Annotated in this window: 15 protein-coding genes; 3 read left to right on the forward strand and 12 right to left on the reverse strand. The window is 60.1% G+C overall.

All coding sequences use genetic code 11. The annotated features are described in order from the left end of the window. The 11 genes from atpD to ACX80Q_RS07565 all read right to left on the reverse strand — a co-directional run bounded on the left by atpD (position 1) and on the right by ACX80Q_RS07565 (position 10701). Positions 1-1458 carry a F0F1 ATP synthase subunit beta gene (gene atpD / locus ACX80Q_RS07515; protein WP_459329909.1) on the reverse strand — a complete coding sequence of 486 codons (1458 nt, stop codon included), beginning with the start codon at positions 1456-1458 and terminating at the stop codon, positions 1-3. 51 nt (positions 1459-1509) lie between these two features. After that, a complete protein-coding gene (locus tag ACX80Q_RS07520; protein WP_459329910.1) occupies positions 1510-2403 on the reverse strand; it encodes a F0F1 ATP synthase subunit gamma in 894 nt (297 codons plus the stop codon). A 71-nt stretch (positions 2404-2474) separates the two neighbouring features. Further along, positions 2475-4112 (reverse strand): F0F1 ATP synthase subunit alpha, encoded by a 1638-nt coding sequence (atpA, locus tag ACX80Q_RS07525; RefSeq protein ID WP_459329911.1) that lies wholly within the window; start codon positions 4110-4112, stop codon positions 2475-2477. 115 nt (positions 4113-4227) lie between these two features. Continuing rightward, positions 4228-5043, reverse strand: a complete 816-nt coding sequence (locus ACX80Q_RS07530) for a F0F1 ATP synthase subunit delta (protein ID WP_459329912.1) — start codon at positions 5041-5043, stop codon at positions 4228-4230. Next, complete coding sequence (locus tag ACX80Q_RS07535; protein ID WP_459329913.1) at positions 5043-5597, reverse strand: F0F1 ATP synthase subunit B; 555 nt, start codon at positions 5595-5597, stop codon at positions 5043-5045. The genes ACX80Q_RS07530 and ACX80Q_RS07535 overlap by 1 nt, the downstream gene beginning before the upstream one ends. 74 nt (positions 5598-5671) lie before the next feature. Continuing rightward, positions 5672-5887: an ATP synthase F0 subunit C gene (locus tag ACX80Q_RS07540; RefSeq protein WP_038463392.1), complete on the reverse strand. Its 216-nt coding sequence runs from the start codon at positions 5885-5887 to the stop codon at positions 5672-5674. A gap of 88 nt (positions 5888-5975) precedes the next feature. Beyond that, positions 5976-6788, reverse strand: a complete 813-nt coding sequence (atpB, locus tag ACX80Q_RS07545; RefSeq protein WP_459329914.1) for a F0F1 ATP synthase subunit A — start codon at positions 6786-6788, stop codon at positions 5976-5978. 91 nt (positions 6789-6879) lie between these two features. Further along, the gene (locus ACX80Q_RS07550; protein WP_459329915.1) at positions 6880-7134 is read right to left on the reverse strand and encodes a hypothetical protein; all 255 of its coding nucleotides are present in this window, start codon (positions 7132-7134) and stop codon (positions 6880-6882) included. Further along, positions 7124-7633, reverse strand: coding sequence for a hypothetical protein (locus tag ACX80Q_RS07555; protein ID WP_459329916.1), 510 nt, complete (start codon positions 7631-7633; stop codon positions 7124-7126). The genes ACX80Q_RS07550 and ACX80Q_RS07555 overlap by 11 nt, the downstream gene beginning before the upstream one ends. Positions 7634-7780: 147 nt before the next feature. Next, entirely contained in the window at positions 7781-8818 is a 1038-nt protein-coding gene (locus tag ACX80Q_RS07560) for an MraY family glycosyltransferase (protein ID WP_459329917.1), read from the reverse strand. Beyond that, positions 8818-10701: a polysaccharide biosynthesis protein gene (locus tag ACX80Q_RS07565; protein WP_459329918.1), complete on the reverse strand. Its 1884-nt coding sequence runs from the start codon at positions 10699-10701 to the stop codon at positions 8818-8820. Before ACX80Q_RS07565 ends, ACX80Q_RS07560 begins: the two co-directional genes overlap by 1 nt. 195 nt (positions 10702-10896) lie before the next feature. Between ACX80Q_RS07565 and ACX80Q_RS07570 the strand changes: the two genes are divergently transcribed. Genes ACX80Q_RS07570 through ACX80Q_RS07580 form a run of 3 tightly spaced genes read left to right on the forward strand, consistent with a single transcriptional unit; the run spans position 10897 to position 13761 of the window. After that, positions 10897-11796 carry a glycosyltransferase family 2 protein gene (locus ACX80Q_RS07570; RefSeq protein ID WP_459329919.1) on the forward strand — a complete coding sequence of 300 codons (900 nt, stop codon included), beginning with the start codon at positions 10897-10899 and terminating at the stop codon, positions 11794-11796. Then, positions 11793-12776 (forward strand): glycosyltransferase, encoded by a 984-nt coding sequence (locus ACX80Q_RS07575; protein ID WP_459329920.1) that lies wholly within the window; start codon positions 11793-11795, stop codon positions 12774-12776. The genes ACX80Q_RS07570 and ACX80Q_RS07575 overlap by 4 nt, the downstream gene beginning before the upstream one ends. Continuing rightward, complete coding sequence (locus tag ACX80Q_RS07580; RefSeq protein ID WP_459329921.1) at positions 12766-13761, forward strand: NAD-dependent epimerase/dehydratase family protein; 996 nt, start codon at positions 12766-12768, stop codon at positions 13759-13761. The genes ACX80Q_RS07575 and ACX80Q_RS07580 overlap by 11 nt, the downstream gene beginning before the upstream one ends. 100 nt (positions 13762-13861) lie before the next feature. Here the strand turns inward: ACX80Q_RS07580 and ACX80Q_RS07585 are convergent, their stop codons facing one another. After that, on the reverse strand, positions 13862-14707 hold the full coding sequence (locus ACX80Q_RS07585; protein ID WP_459329922.1) for an L-threonylcarbamoyladenylate synthase: 846 nt from the start codon (positions 14705-14707) through the stop codon (positions 13862-13864). Between the last annotated feature and the right edge of the window lie 66 nt (positions 14708-14773).

Consider the following 14773-nt stretch of genomic DNA (forward strand, 5'->3'; position numbering starts at 1 on the left):
TTACTTTGTCGATTCCTGGATTGCAGCCCACTGACGCTCAACATCATCCATGCCGCCGATGTTGAAGAACGCCTGCTCGGCAATGTGGTCGACGTCGCCGTCGCAGATCGCGGTGAAGCCTTCAATGGTGTCCGCAATGGAAACCGTGGAGCCTTCGACGCCGGTGAACTGCTTGGCGGTGTAGGTGTTCTGTGACAGGAACTGCTGGATACGGCGAGCACGCGATACAACGATCTTGTCCTCTTCACCGAGCTCATCGATACCGAGGATCGCGATGATGTCCTGAAGTTCCTTGTTCTTCTGCAGGATCTGCTTGACACGGACAGCCGTGTCGTAGTGAGCCTGGCCAACGTACTGCGGGTCAAGGATGCGTGACGTGGACGTCAACGGATCGATGGCCGGGTACAGACCACGGGAAGCGATTTCACGGGAAAGTTCCGTGGTTGCATCCAAGTGGGCGAAGGTCGCGGCCGGGGCCGGGTCCGTGTAGTCATCAGCAGGCACGTAAACGGCCTGCATGGACGTGATGGAGTGACCCTTGGTCGAGGTGATGCGCTCCTGCAGGAGACCCATCTCATCGGCCAGGTTGGGCTGGTAACCCACAGCTGAAGGCATACGGCCCAACAGTGTGGAAACTTCGGAACCGGCCTGTGTGAAACGGAAGATGTTGTCAATGAAGAGCAACACATCCTGGTTCTGCACGTCGCGGAAGTACTCAGCCATGGTCAGTGCCGACAGGGCAACACGAAGACGCGTTCCCGGCGGCTCATCCATCTGGCCGAAGACCAGCGCGGTGTCCTTAAGAACACCTGCTTCTTCCATTTCAACCCAGAGGTCGTTACCTTCACGGGTACGCTCGCCAACACCGGCGAATACCGAGGTACCACCGAAGTTGCGGGCCACACGGGTGATCATTTCCTGGATCAAAACGGTCTTACCGACACCGGCACCACCGAACAGACCAATCTTTCCACCCTTGATGTACGGGGTGAGCAAGTCAATGGACTTGATACCGGTCTCGAGCATCTCCGTGGAGCCTTCGAGGCTGGCAAAAGCCGGGGGCTTGCGGTGGATGGGCCAGCGCTCGGAGATTGTGAGCTCCGATTCCTTCACGTCCAGGGGTTCGCCCAAAACGTTGAAGATGTGGCCCTTGACGCCGTCGCCAACAGGCACGGTGATCGGTGAACCCGAGTCCTGCACGCTGGTACCGCGGACAAGTCCGTCGGTGGCCTGCAAGGAGATGGCACGGATGAGGCCGTCTCCCAAGTGCTGGCTGGTTTCGAAGGTGATGGTCTTGGTCTCACCGTTGAGAGTGATCTCGGTGGTGAGTGCATTGTAAATGGCGGGAATGCCGTCAGCCGGGAATTCGACGTCGACAACCGGGCCGATGACGCGCGCAATGCGGCCTGTGGCACCGGCCTTCGCAGCGGTTCCCTGCTCGTTAAGTTGGGCAGTCATCTCTCTCACTTCACTTGTGTAGATGGCATTGAATAAGTATGAATTGGGCTGCTAAGACGCGTTGAGCGCATCTGCGCCCGCAACAATCTCGGAGAGCTCCTGCGTAATCTCAGCCTGGCGGGCGTTGTTACGAAGACGCGTGTACTTCTTGATCAGATCGCTGGCGTTATCGCCCGCAGTCTTCATGGCCCGCTGGCGTGCAGCAAGCTCTGAAGCTGCAGCCTGCAACAGCGCTGAGAAGATGCGTGATTCGATGTACCGCGGCAACAAGGCGTCCAGGACGTCTTCAGCCTGCGGCTCGAACTCGTACAGCGGCAGGAGGTCGTCTGAGGATTCAACTTCTTCCTCAACCACTTCCAACGGCAGCAAACGAATTACTGTGGGCTCCTGAACAACCATTGACTTGAACTGGGTGTAAACAACGTGAATTTCATCCACGCCACCCTCTTCGAAGTCGGTGGCAAAGTCCTGTAGCAGGGCAACGCGTAGTTCACGTGCAGTTTCAAAATCCGGGGCGTCAGTTCCACCGGTCCACACCTTGGCGTAATCACGGCCACGGAAGTCAAAGTACGCCTGAGCCTTGCGGCCGACCAAATAGGTCGAGACGTCCTTGCCTTCTCCGTGCAGCAATTCGATGAGGTGCTCCGCCTGCTTCAAAACGCTGGCGGAGTAGGACCCGGCAAGACCACGGTCGGAAGTCATGACCAATACTGCGGCCCGGCGGATCTGATCCGGCTCGGTTGTCAGCGGGTGGTCGACCTCGGACTGGGACGCAACGGCAGAAACGGCACGGGTGATCGCATTGGAGTACGGCAATGATGCCGCGACACGTACACGTGCCTTTCCAATGCGGGACGCAGCGATAAGTTCCATCGCCTTGAAGATCTTTTGCATCGACGTGGTCGATGAGATCTTCTGGCGGTAAACCCGTATCTGGGCTCCCATGTTTGTCCTTTCCTTATCCTTGTTTGGGTTGTTGGCCCGTTATGGGCCAACAACCCAAATCAATGATGGTGTCAGCGTTTCTGCTTGACGATCTTTTCCTGGTCGACGTCCTGCGCTGAAAGCGCGTCGAACTCTTCATGGCCGGCGCCAACCAAGTGGTCGTCGCCCTCCGCGAAGAAGCCCTTCTTGAAGGAGTCAATGTTGGACTTGAGCGCGTCAACAGTCGAGGGTTCCAGCAGGTTGGTTTCAGCCAACGTGGTCAGGATCGACGTGCGGTGACGCAGGTAGTCAAGGAACTCGCCCTCGAAGCGGAGAACATCCTCCACCGGGACATCGTCCAAGTAGCCGTTGGTGCCCATCCAGATTGAAACAACCTGGTTTTCGACCGGGAACGGTGCGTACTGTCCCTGCTTGAGCAGTTCCATCAAACGCGCACCACGGGTCAGCTGCTGCTTGGTAGCGGCATCCAAATCGGAGGCGAACATGGCGAATGCCTGCATGTCGCGGTACTGAGCCAGTTCCAGCTTCAAAGTACCGGCAACCTTCTTCATGGCCTTGACCTGTGCAGCACCACCAACGCGGGAGACAGAGACACCCACGTCCACGGCGGGACGCTGGTTGGCGTTGAAGAGGTCGGACTGCAAGAAGATCTGGCCATCGGTGATGGAAATAACGTTGGTCGGGATGTAGGCCGAGACGTCATTTGCCTTGGTTTCGATGATCGGCAAGCCGGTCATTGAACCTGCACCCAGCTCGTCAGAGAGCTTGGCACAACGTTCCAGAAGGCGGGAGTGCAGGTAGAACACGTCACCGGGGTATGCCTCGCGGCCCGGCGGGCGACGCAGCAACAGTGAAACGGCGCGGTAGGCCTCAGCCTGCTTGGAGAGATCATCAAAGACGATCAGGACGTGCTTGCCGCCGTACATCCAGTGCTGGCCAATGGCCGAACCGGCGTAGGGAGCCAAGTACTTGAAACCGGCCGGGTCAGATGCCGGGGAAGCTACAATGGTGGTGTATTCCAGGGCACCGTGGTCAGCCAAGGTCTGGCGAACGGCTGCAATGGTGGACGCCTTCTGGCCGATTGCCACGTAAACGCAACGAACCTGCTTCTTGACATCATTGGAAGCCCAGTTGGCCTTCTGGTTGATGATGGCGTCAACGGCCAGGGCCGTCTTGCCCGTCTGGCGGTCACCAATGATCAGCTGACGCTGGCCACGGCCGATCGGGATCATGGCGTCAATAGCCTTCATACCGGTCTGCAGCGGTTCGTGAACCGACTTGCGCTCAGTAACACCAGGTGCCTGAAGTTCCAGGGCACGGCGGGTTTCGGGTACGATCTCGCCCAGGTCGTCAATCGGCTGGCCCAAGGGGTCAACCACGCGGCCCAGGAAGTTGTCGCCAACCGGCACGGAGAGGATCTCCCCGGTACGGTGGACTTGCTGACCTTCGGCGATGCCGTTGAAGTCGCCAAGGACGACCACGCCGATCTCGCGAGTGTCCAAGTTCTGGGCCAAGCCCAGTGTGCCGTCTTCGAAACGAAGCAGCTCGTTGGCCATGACAGAGGGAAGTCCCTCTACCTTGGCAATGCCGTCACTTGCGGTGGTGACGCGGCCAACCTCGACGCGCTCTGCGTTGCCCGGTTCATAGGACGCTGCGAACTCATTCAAGGCATTGCGGACGTCGTCGGCATTGATGGTCAAGTCGGCCATCTGCAGTCCCTGCTCTCCTAAGTTGTGGTTACCGCCGCATAAATGGTGGGCGGCGGTAGCCTAAATGTTTGATTCAGTCTGTTGTGGACTGGCTGCTAAGAAACGAAAAAGTTTCTTAGACTGCCAACCGGCGGCGAAGTTCGGCAAGTCGCGTGGCTGCGGTTGCGTCAACAACCTCATCCCCCACAACAACCTTGATTCCGCCGACTAATGTCGGGTCGATATTGACATTGATCTTCAATTCGCGACCATAGAGATTGTTCAAACCGGCCTGCAGGCGGGTCAACTGCTCTACGCTCAGGTCACGGGTGACACTGACGTAGGCAATCCAACGCTGCTGGCGTTTGGCAACCAATTCCACGAAACGTTGCACCAAGGCCGTGGGCTTGAGCCCGCGGGGGGCTGTTACGGCCTGGCGGATCAACAGGGCGGAGACGTCACTTGCCGCCGGAACAACGCGCAGCGCCAGGGCGCTCTTTGCTGCATCCGTGGCCTGTGCATCGTCCAACGCACGCTGCAGATCATGACTGGACCCAACAACTCGGATAAACGTGAAGAGTTCTTCTTCAAGCTTGTCCAGGTTGGCAGAGCCGTCACCCTGACCTTCAGCAACCGCGATCGCCGACGTTGCTGCCAAGACTTCTAGTGCATCGCCAAGGTCACGTGCCGAGCTCCATCGTGAGGCAACCAGTCCCAGGAACACGTTCTGTGCTTCCGGGCTCACCTTGCCTGCAAGGAGCTTGGCAACAAGTGCTGCCTTATCCGCGCTCTCACGAGAGGGATCAGTCAGGGCACGGCGAAGGCCGGCGTTGCTGTCAAGGAGCCCCAAGATGGAAAAGAGGTCCTTGGCCAATGCGATCGACGCAGTGGCGAGCTTGGGTTCCAACGACTCCAAAGCCGCTGCCAATGACTTGCTCGATACACCTGCCATTACTTCGATACACCCGCGTTCGCCTGGTTTTCCAGATCGGTCAGGAAGCGCTCAACAACACGGTTGGAACGCGCATCATCGTTAAGGGCTTCGCCCACGATTTTGCCTGCCAGCTGTGTTGCCAGTGTGCCAACCTCACTGCGGAGGGAGTTCACTGCTGCAACACGCTCGGATTCGATCTGGACCTGGGCCTGAGCGGTGATGCGTGCAGATTCCTCTGCAGCCTTCTCCTTCAGGTCGGCCAGGATCTGTGCGCCTTCTGCACGGGCGCTCTCACGGATGCTGTTGGCTTCCGTGCGGGCGTCCAGCAGCTGGGCCTTGTACTGCTCCAAGAGGGCATTAGCTTCGGCCTGAGCCTCTTCTGCCTTCTCAATCCCGCCCTCGATGGCTTCTACACGATCCGTGTATGACTTCTCAAAGGAGGGGGCGATGAATTTCTTCACCACGAAGAGCAGGACAGCGAAAGCTACAGCCGTGACTAGAATTTCCCACGGGTTAGGCAGGAGTGGGTTTGCACCCTCACTAGCAGCGAGGATTACTTCTGCGGTAATCATTTCTCACTAATCCTTAATCTGATATTCGTCCATGAACAACAGATCCCCGTCAAGGGGATCCACAAGTCTTTGGACTAGACGCCAACGACGAAGGCGAAGACCAAACCAAGGATGGCCAGTGCTTCTGCAAGGGCAAAGCCGAGCAAAGCGATGGGCTGCAGGATGCGCTGAGCTTCCGGCTGGCGGGCTACACCGTTGATGTAGGCAGCGAAGATCATACCCACACCAATAGCCGAGCCAATTGCTGCCAGGCCGTAGCCAATCATGTTGAGCGAGCCGTGGAGTTCCATTTCGTTCCTTTCAAGATACCGGCATTGTGCCGGCAGGTTGTGAGGTGATTCTTTATTCGAGAAAAACTAGGGGTGTTGCGGGGGAAACTTAGTGTGCGTCAGCTTCCAGGCTGCCCTGGATGTAGATAGCTGTCAGCAGGGTGAAGACGAATGCCTGCAGCACCATGATCAACAGTTCCAGGCCATACATGGCCACAAAACCGATAATCACGGCAACGCCGGTGCCCTGGAGCAGGAGGTTGTCCTGTTCCGTCATCAAGAAGCGGGCACCGCTTCCTGCGAGAACCACAATCATGTGGCCCGCGAGCATTGTTGCCATCAAACGCAAGGAGTGCGTCAGCGGGCGGACAATGAAGTTGGAGATGATTTCCAACGGCACCAGCAGCGGCAGGATCCAACCGGGAACACCGGAAGGAACAACTGCCAGCTTGAAGAACTTGATGCCGTTCTTCTGCACGCCAACACCAATCCACGTGAAGTAGATGATCAAGGCAAGTGCATAAGCACTGCCGGCGTGGGAGAAGGAAGGAAGCTGCAAGAACGGGATAGCACCAAAGATGTTGTTCAGCAGCGTAAACATGAACACTGAGAAGAGCAGCGGCACCCAGGGGCGGAAGTTCTTCTCACCCATGATGTCGCGGCCAACAGTGTTGCGCACGAAGCTGTAGAAGCCTTCGGCGAAGAACTGGACTTTGCCCGGAACCAGTTTCGGGTTTCGGATCGCAGCCATAAAGAACCAAGTGATCAGAACCACCGACAAGATGATCATTACCATCTGCTTGCCAAGTCCAGTACCGTATTCGGCCATCCAGGGAAGGATGTCTGGGAGGTGGGTGTCACTAATCGTCGGTGGGATGAAGCCACCGTCATTCGAGGCCATCGGAAGCGCAAACGCGGTCAACGCGCTGTCCTCTCTGCAGTTTCGGTCATAGGGCAAGTGTGGCGGCCCATCAAAAGATGGTCAGCACCGTGAGAAAGTCTGATGGTGGAAATCATTGTTGCGGCGTATCATCCTGGCGGCCATGCCTTTGGTGATGCCGGGCCAGAAAATATCCACACACCGCCCCAACGGGCAGGGCAGCGAACAGAATCCAACCAGTATCCAACAAATTGTCCACTCCCCACCCTATCAAACCCCAGAGCAGGATTCCGCCAATAATGTAGGTGAAGTCAAGCTTTGAAGCATCAGACTTGGGTGGGACTACCACGTGATGAGGCTCGTGGTCAGCCGGGTTCTTATTCGCCATGAGGCAGATCCTTTGCATCGTTTTTGTCCTGCGGATCCGCCGCTGCCGGCTCGTCAAAGAACAAGTAACGCTGCTTGCTGAAGATCACCACCTCCGTGGCCTGCCATAACAAGACACTGACGACGGCGGCAGCCGCGAACCAGGGCTTGTTGAGCCAGGTGGGGGTGCCGAGCGCAAAAAGCACTGCGGCGAAGCCCACAACCTTGACGAAGTAGGTCATGACGAAGACGCCCATGACAGCTGACGGCATCTTCTTGCTGGCGAGGTGGCCCACCAACAGGCTTAGGCCAAAGAAGGCCATCACCAATAGTGAGCCAAACAGCACGCTGAGCACGCCGTCGAGGTTTGTGAAGAAGAAGGCAACCACCACCATGACCACCATGGCCATTCCACCCACCAGAAGACACCTTTTCAGGATGTTCGCGCTGGGGCTCACAGTGGGACCGGAGGCCACAAGATGACCACGCGCAGCGCTGTTGCGGGCGCTTTTGTCCTTCATGGGAACTCCAAAATGGGGGAATGATGGGGGCGAAAAAGAAAATATTGTGCACAAATGTGACGTTTTTCAAGGCCTGGCGGTGCGATTGACACCGTAGGGAATTCTACACGAGATAGAAGTTCATTACGACGTGGCGGTCCTATAAGTTTAGCTGTTGGACCTGGCACGCCGGCCAAGGTAGCGCTGGAACAGCGTTGGGGAGCGCAAATAGGCCAACACAATCAGGAAACCTGCAGCCGTGGAAATGAGCTGAACCATTTCCCCGCCACTGGCAGCTGCAATGCCCAGCAGGCTCACCAGAAGGGTTGCCAGCGACACCACGGCCGTGGCCGCAGTATGACTCAGGCCAACGATTGTCAGGCGCTGGTAGACGTGTTCGCGGTGGGCCGCATACCAGCGCTCCCCCGCCAGAAGCCTGCGCAGGAACGTCACAAACGTGTCGGTCAGGTAGATCAGTACCGGGGAGAAAATGTACTCCACCGGAACTCCTGCCAGGAAGGCGCACATGGCGGTGACAGCTATGGAGGCACCAAGCAAATAGCTGCCCACATCGCCTAAGAACACGTTGTTGCGGCCCAGGTTCCACGGCAGGAAACCGGCAAAAGCCATGGCGATGGCAATGCCCACATAAACCAGCCAGGCGTGGTGCGTGGCGTAGCCGGCATAGGCGTACAGGCCGCCCACCAGCAGCCCGTGCATGCCTGAGATGCCGTTGATGCCGTCCATGAAGTTGGCAACGTTAATGTAGGCGGCCACGGCAATGGCGCCGGCCGGAATGAGCCACAACTGCTGCTGGCCCGGATCGATGATGGCCACGGCGGCCGTTGCCGCCCCACCCACCAACAGCTGCAGGCCGGCACGGATCTTCACGCTCAAGCCGCGAATGTCTTCAATCCAGCCAATGGTGGCCGCAGCCAGCATGAGCGCCGCAATCACCACCAGCACCAGGGTTCCTTGATGTCCGGACCCGGTCTGGGGCAGGAAGATGGCCGCTAGCACGGCGGCGGGCAACGCGACCGCCGTCGTAATTCCCATGCCTCGGATGGTGGGAATTTGGTGCGATGAGCGCGCGTTGGGCACGTCGAGGACGCCCGCCCTGGCCAGCAGCGGGCGAACCACCATCGGCAAAAGGAGTGCCAGGACAAGCGCAATGGCGCCAACAGTTATGAAAGCTGCGGGTTCCATTACGCTCCCGCCGCTACGTCGCCGTCGGAGTCATCAATGCTGGGGGCATCCTCGCCCGCCTCGTCGCGGCACCGCTGCAGCCACAACTCCAGATCCAACTCGTCGGGGCTCAGGGGGCGCGCCTGGGTGTGGGAAATCTTTTTGTGACCGTCCGGATCCTGGACTTCATCCTCACCTGTAAGCTGTTCGTGCAGTTTTTCCGAGGGGCGCAGGCCCGTGATCTTGATCTTGATGTCCCGTCCAGACATCGCGATCATGCGTTCGGCAACATCCATGATGCGCACGGGCTCGCCCATGTCCAGGATCAGCACGTCACCGCCGTTGCCGATGGCGCCCGCCTGGATGACCAGCTGGCACGCCTCGGGGATGGTCATGAAGAACCGCGTAATGTCCGGGTGGGTGACAGTCACGGGACCGCCATTGTTGATCTGCTCGGTGAACAGCGGCAGCATGGAGCCGCGGCTGCCAATCACATTGCCAAAGCGGACCGACACATAGCGCTTGCCGGTCTCCCCCGCCATCCAGGCCGTGAGCTTCTCGGCCGCACGCTTGGAATGGCCCAGGGCAGTGGTGGGGCTGGCGGCCTTGTCGGTGGAGACGTTCACAAACGTTTCCACATCCACGCTGCGTGCCGCCTGGAGCACATTCAGGGAGCCCAGGACGTTGGTCTTCCAGCCCTCCTTGGGGTACATCTGCAGGAGTGGTGCGTGCTTCAGGGCTGCCGCGTGGAAGACAACTTCGGGGCGGCGTTGGGTAAAAATCTCGTTGAGGGATTCGGCGTCCCGGATGTCGGCAAGCACAATGTTGGCGTCCTGTAGCAGGCCGTGGCCCACAATGGACAGTTGCGTCTGCTGGAGACCGGATTCGTCACGGTCCAGCATGATGAGTTCGGCCGGCTCAAAACCGTGCAGCTGGCGGCACAGTTCGGATCCGATGGAGCCTCCGGCGCCCGTGACGAGCACCCGCTTGCCCCTGATGTAGCCGGCAATCTCCTCCACCTGGGTTTCCACGGGTGTGCGCCCAATGAGGTCGGCAACATCAATTTCGCGGAAGTCGGTTAAGCCGCCCTTGTGGTCCCGGTTGCTGTTGCTGCTGAGCATTTCCTGCAAGGGCGGGAGCACCAGGACCTTCACACCCAGGCCTGACACGCTGTCCGAGATCTCACGGATCCGTTTGGCACTCAGGTGCGCCACGGCTAGAACAACCACTGTGGACTTGGTGCGTTTAATGATTTCGGGCAGTTCACGCCCGCCGCCCAGGACGCCAACGGAGCTCAGGCGCAGATGCTTCTTGGCGGCGTCGTCGTCAATGAGGCCAACGGGCACGTAGGGCGATTCCGGGTCCTGGACCATGCGGGTCACCAGTGAGTTGCCCAGGAAACCGGCCCCGTAGATCAGTGTCCTTTGGGCCTCTTCGCCAAAGATCGGCTTGCCCTCAACGTACAGCCGCTTGGCATACCGCACCGCAGCCATCGACAGGGCCGCAAAGGGGAAGGCAATGATGGCCACTGAACGGGCAATATGAAGTTCGTTGATGAACAGCGACAGGACGACGCTGGTGACAACGCCCACAATGAGGGTCACGGCAATGAGCACGCGCGCCTCGTGAATGCTGCCAAAGGTGTACCGTCCCCGGTAGAGGGCCATGTACCACCCGGCAATGAGCTGCGTGGCGACGGCAACACCTATCAGCACAGCCAGGCCAACAAAGTTAATGAGGCCAATATCGAGCTCATAGCGGAGCAAAACCGCCAGGAAGAGGGCCACTGCCCAGGCCAGGGAATCTAGAATCGCTTGTGACCAGAGCCACAGCATCGGTTTGCGCTCCCCGTCCCCGGAAATGAGCGCGGGCTTGCCGGCGGCCTGTTTACTGGAGGTATTCAACGTGATTCGTATTTCCGTATTCTGCCCGGTGATTGCTTACTTAGGCCCAAGTGTCCACGGCGCAACAGCTCACAAGATGGTGGCTGTACTAAAGTGGAGGCTACACAAGAATAGTAATCCCTTCCGATGATTACTCACTGTTTAGCCGTGCCGGATGCCGCGCATCGCCGCGAGCACCGCCCGAGAGGACCCTTCTTGACCGATTCCGTAGCTGTCGCTGCCGTCACCTTTGACCGGCCCGAGGACGTACGCACCTTGCTGGGGGCCCTTTCACAGCAAACCCACACCCCGCACGCCATAGCCCTGGTTGATTCAGGCACCGAGGCAGTGGGCCACATCGCCGCAGAGGCGCCCGCAGAGGTCACCTATGTGCGCTCACTGGCCAATCTGGGTGGTGCCGGCGGGTTTTCGTTGGCCATCTTGAACGCCATCGCCTCCGGTGCGCAATGGGTGTGGATCATGGACGACGACGCCCATCCCGAGGATCCCGCATGCCTGGCCACGCTGCTGGCCGCCGCCAAGGCCCGCAACCTTGATGTTGTGGTGCCGCTGATAGTGGCCCCCGGCGAGCCCACCAAACTGTCCTTCCCGTTCCGCATTGACGGCCATCTGACGCATGACCGCGCAGTGGTTGAACCGTTGGGTTTCATCGACAATGTGGGCCAGTTCTTCAACGGCGCCCTCATCCGCACAGACGTCTTCTTCACGGTGGGCCTGCCCGATCTGCGCCTGTTCATCCGGGGCGATGAAACCGACTTCATGCTGCGCCTACGCGTTGCCAAGGTGAAGTTTGGCACCGTCACCTCCGTTGCCCTGACGCACCCGGCCGGGTGGGGTGAGGTCCAGGAAGTCCTGGGCGACCGCCTGCACGTGCTGGTCCCGGAAACGCCGTTCAAACGCTTTTACTACTACCGCAACCGCGGCTTCCTGACCCGCAAGCACCGCCGCGTGCGCTCGTTCGTGGCTGACGTGGTGGGCTACCCCCTGTTCTTCCTCAAAAAGGGCGACCTCAAGGGCCTGGCGACATGGGCCAGCACCTACGGATCAGGGCTGCGCGGGGCAAAGTTTGGCCCCATGAAGGACCAGAAGTTTTGAGTTTGAGCCGCCGGGAACAGTTTTTCATTGTCATCACCACCTTCAACCGGGCTGACTACCTGGCCGAGCTGCTGTCCTCGATTGCCGCGCTGCAACCCGCCCCGGATGGCGTGGTTGTTGTCAACAATGCCAGCACGGACGGCACCGTTGCCGTCATTGAGCAGGCGCGGGCCCAATTTGCCGCCCTGCCCTCCCCCATCCCCGTGGTCCACCACGAACTGGCCGTGAATTCCGGCGGTGCGGGCGGATTCTCGGCCGGCGTGGAGCGTGCCCTCGCCGAGGGAGCCCAATGGATGTGGCTCATGGACGACGACGTCACCACCGTTCCCGGGGCGATCGGTGCCTTTGCACCGTGGATGGAGAAGTACGACGCCATCATTGGGCGGCGCTACGATTCAGCGGGCGAGCCGTTTTATTGGCAAAACGATTTCAGTACCTTCCTGGGCTTCCCCCTGCCCGTGCGCGGGGATGTTTTTAAGGACTCCAACGAATTTGCCACCAACGTGGGCTGCTTTGAGGGCATGCTGTTGCACGCCGATGCTGTCCGGGGCGTTGGCCTGCCTGATCCCCGGTTCTTCCTGAACTGGGACGACACCACCTACGGCTGGCTGATTTCGCTCCAGCGGCCCGTGCGCTACGTCAACGAGTTTGTGCTGCACAAGGCACGAGCCCAGCGCAGCATGAATCTGGGCATCCGGCACCTGAATGACTCCTCCAATCTGAGCCGCTACTACGTCATGCGCAACCGTGGCTTGGTAGGGCAGTACCTGCGTATCCACGGACTCTTCAACCCGGTTGGCTTCGCCCTCGGAACGGCCTTGACGGCTGGCAAGGAGATGCTGCGGCTCGTGGCCGTGGAGAGGACGCTGCGGGGCAGCGCAAAACTTTGGCAGGGTTGGTTGGAGTCAAGACGGATTCTTGCTGCCACAGACTTTGAACCGATGCCCGCCCTAGAGCAGGTGAACCCCCGTGAGCAGTGAGCCGATGCCGTTGAACTGGCTGGTGGTGGGAGCATCCGGCTTTGTTGGCAGCGCAGTGGTTGCCGAACTCCGCGGCCGCGGCCTTGACGTGGCAACGCTCTCAGCGCCGCGGCTGGGCAGTGTCTCCACAACCCCGCAGGAGCTGGCAGAGGAGGCCCGCCTTTTCGCGAGCCCTGGCCCATCCGCCGGCGCTTACGCGGCCCTGCTTGACGCATTTTCCGGTGTGGACGTGGTGGTCAACGCCGCGGGGCTGGCCGCCCCCGGCGACGCCGAGTCGCCGTCGTTGACGGGCGCCAATGCGCTCCTGCCCGCAGTCATTGCCCTGGCCGCGGAAGCCGCCGGGGCCAAACGCCTGGTGCACCTGAGCAGCGCCTCGGTTCAGGGGCACCGCCGCGTCATCGATGAGACCCCTGACCGCGCACCGTTCTCGGCCTACTCGCGTTCCAAGGCACTCGGCGAAGAGGTGTTGGAAGTTGTGGCAAGGGACTTCGTTCCGGCAGCAGGGACGGCCTTGAATGTTGTGACTATTCGCGCCACCTCCGTCCAAGGTCCCAGCCGGGCCACAACCCTGTCACTGGCGAAAATTGCGGCATCCCCGCTGGCCTCCGTGGCTTCCCCCGGAACCGCTCCAACCCCCGTCAGCTCCATTGACGCGCTGGCCTGGTTCGTGGCGGAGACGGGTGCCTTCGCGGGACCCGTCCCCGCCCTGGTGCTGCAACCGTGGGAAGGGCTTTCGGTCACCGAAGTACTGGCGGCCGCCGGCGGGGCGCCACCCATGGTGATTCCCTTGTGGCTGTGCCGGCCCATTCTGGCCTCGGGCTACTTTGTGTCCGGGCTTTTGGGCGAACGCCTGCACGGCTCCCTCCGCCGCGTGGAACTCATGTGGCTGGGCCAGGAGCAAACACCAGGCTGGGCCGAAGAAGTGGGGCTGGTCCCCACCGCCGCCATCCGGCCGCTGTTGGAACGCGTCAGCCTCACCCTGTAGGCGGGGTCAGCGTTTCGTTGCCGCGTGAGCGTACAGTTGATGCGGATCACCGGGTCCGGGATCCGCATCAACTGTACGCTCACGCAGCTGGGAGAAGGTGCTAAACCGTGGTCTCCGGCTTGCTCAGGTCAATAGCGGGAGCGGACTCATCGCTTGCAGCAGCTACTTCAGTTGTCTCACCGTCAGCTGCCTCAGTCACGTCAGGCTCGGTTGCGCCGTCCGCCTGGACCGCTTCAGCGGGCTCATCCTTGGCCAGGCTTGGCGGGGACCACATTTCAGGTTCCGGCTCGGAGCCCAGGGCACTGGGCACAATCTTCTGAATCTCGGCAAGGGAAATGGCACCCTCACGGACCACGCGCAGGCGCAGGCCCGTGGCATCCACAATGGTGGATGGTGTGGGGTCAGTGCCCTCCAGCGGCCGGAAGCCGCCTTCCAAATACACCTCAACGGATTCGGCCAGCTGTGCTCGGGCCTCCGAGGCTGTCTGTGCCGCCGGCTGCCCGGTTCGGTTGGCGCTTGACACGGCCAGGGGCCCCGTCAGGGTCAGCAGGTCAAGGGCCAGTTGGTCATCGGGAACCCGTAGAGCTACGGTACCCACCGTGTCCCCCAAGTCCCAGGTCAGTGACGGCTGGGCGTGGAAGATCAGGGTCAAGGGGCCGGGCCAGTACTTCTCGGCCAGCTTCCGGGCGTCGTCGGGGATCTCCGTGGCCAGGCCCTCCATGGTGCCAATGCGCGGAATCAGCACGGGAGGCGGCATGTTGCGCCCGCGGCCCTTGGCAGCCAACAGAGTGGCGACAGCCTGGGGCGAGAAGGCGTCCGCGGCCACACCGTAGACCGTGTCCGTGGGCATGACGATAACCTGCTTGGCGGCAATGGCCTTCTGTGCGTGGGCCAGGCCCTCAACACGCTGGGCGTCATTGGTGCAGTTATAAGAAGTGGTACTCACAGTTTCATTCTTTCATCACGGCGCCCAGAGAGTTGAACGCGAACTGCCAATCATGAAGTTGGGGCG

The sequence above is a fragment of the Arthrobacter sp. HLT1-20 genome (genome assembly GCF_054510895.1).

Coding starts and splice junctions, on each gene's coding strand:
- atpD (WP_459329909.1), bottom strand. CDS start 1,458: ATGACTGCCCAACTTAACGAGCAGGGAACCGCTGCGAAGGCCGGTGCC.
- ACX80Q_RS07520 (WP_459329910.1), bottom strand. CDS start 2,403: ATGGGAGCCCAGATACGGGTTTACCGCCAGAAGATCTCATCGACCACG.
- atpA (WP_459329911.1), bottom strand. CDS start 4,112: ATGGCCGACTTGACCATCAATGCCGACGACGTCCGCAATGCCTTGAAT.
- ACX80Q_RS07530 (WP_459329912.1), bottom strand. CDS start 5,043: ATGGCAGGTGTATCGAGCAAGTCATTGGCAGCGGCTTTGGAGTCGTTG.
- ACX80Q_RS07535 (WP_459329913.1), bottom strand. CDS start 5,597: ATGATTACCGCAGAAGTAATCCTCGCTGCTAGTGAGGGTGCAAACCCA.
- ACX80Q_RS07540 (WP_038463392.1), bottom strand. CDS start 5,887: ATGGAACTCCACGGCTCGCTCAACATGATTGGCTACGGCCTGGCAGCA.
- ACX80Q_RS07550 (WP_459329915.1), bottom strand. CDS start 7,134: ATGGCGAATAAGAACCCGGCTGACCACGAGCCTCATCACGTGGTAGTC.
- ACX80Q_RS07555 (WP_459329916.1), bottom strand. CDS start 7,633: ATGAAGGACAAAAGCGCCCGCAACAGCGCTGCGCGTGGTCATCTTGTG.
- ACX80Q_RS07560 (WP_459329917.1), bottom strand. CDS start 8,818: ATGGAACCCGCAGCTTTCATAACTGTTGGCGCCATTGCGCTTGTCCTG.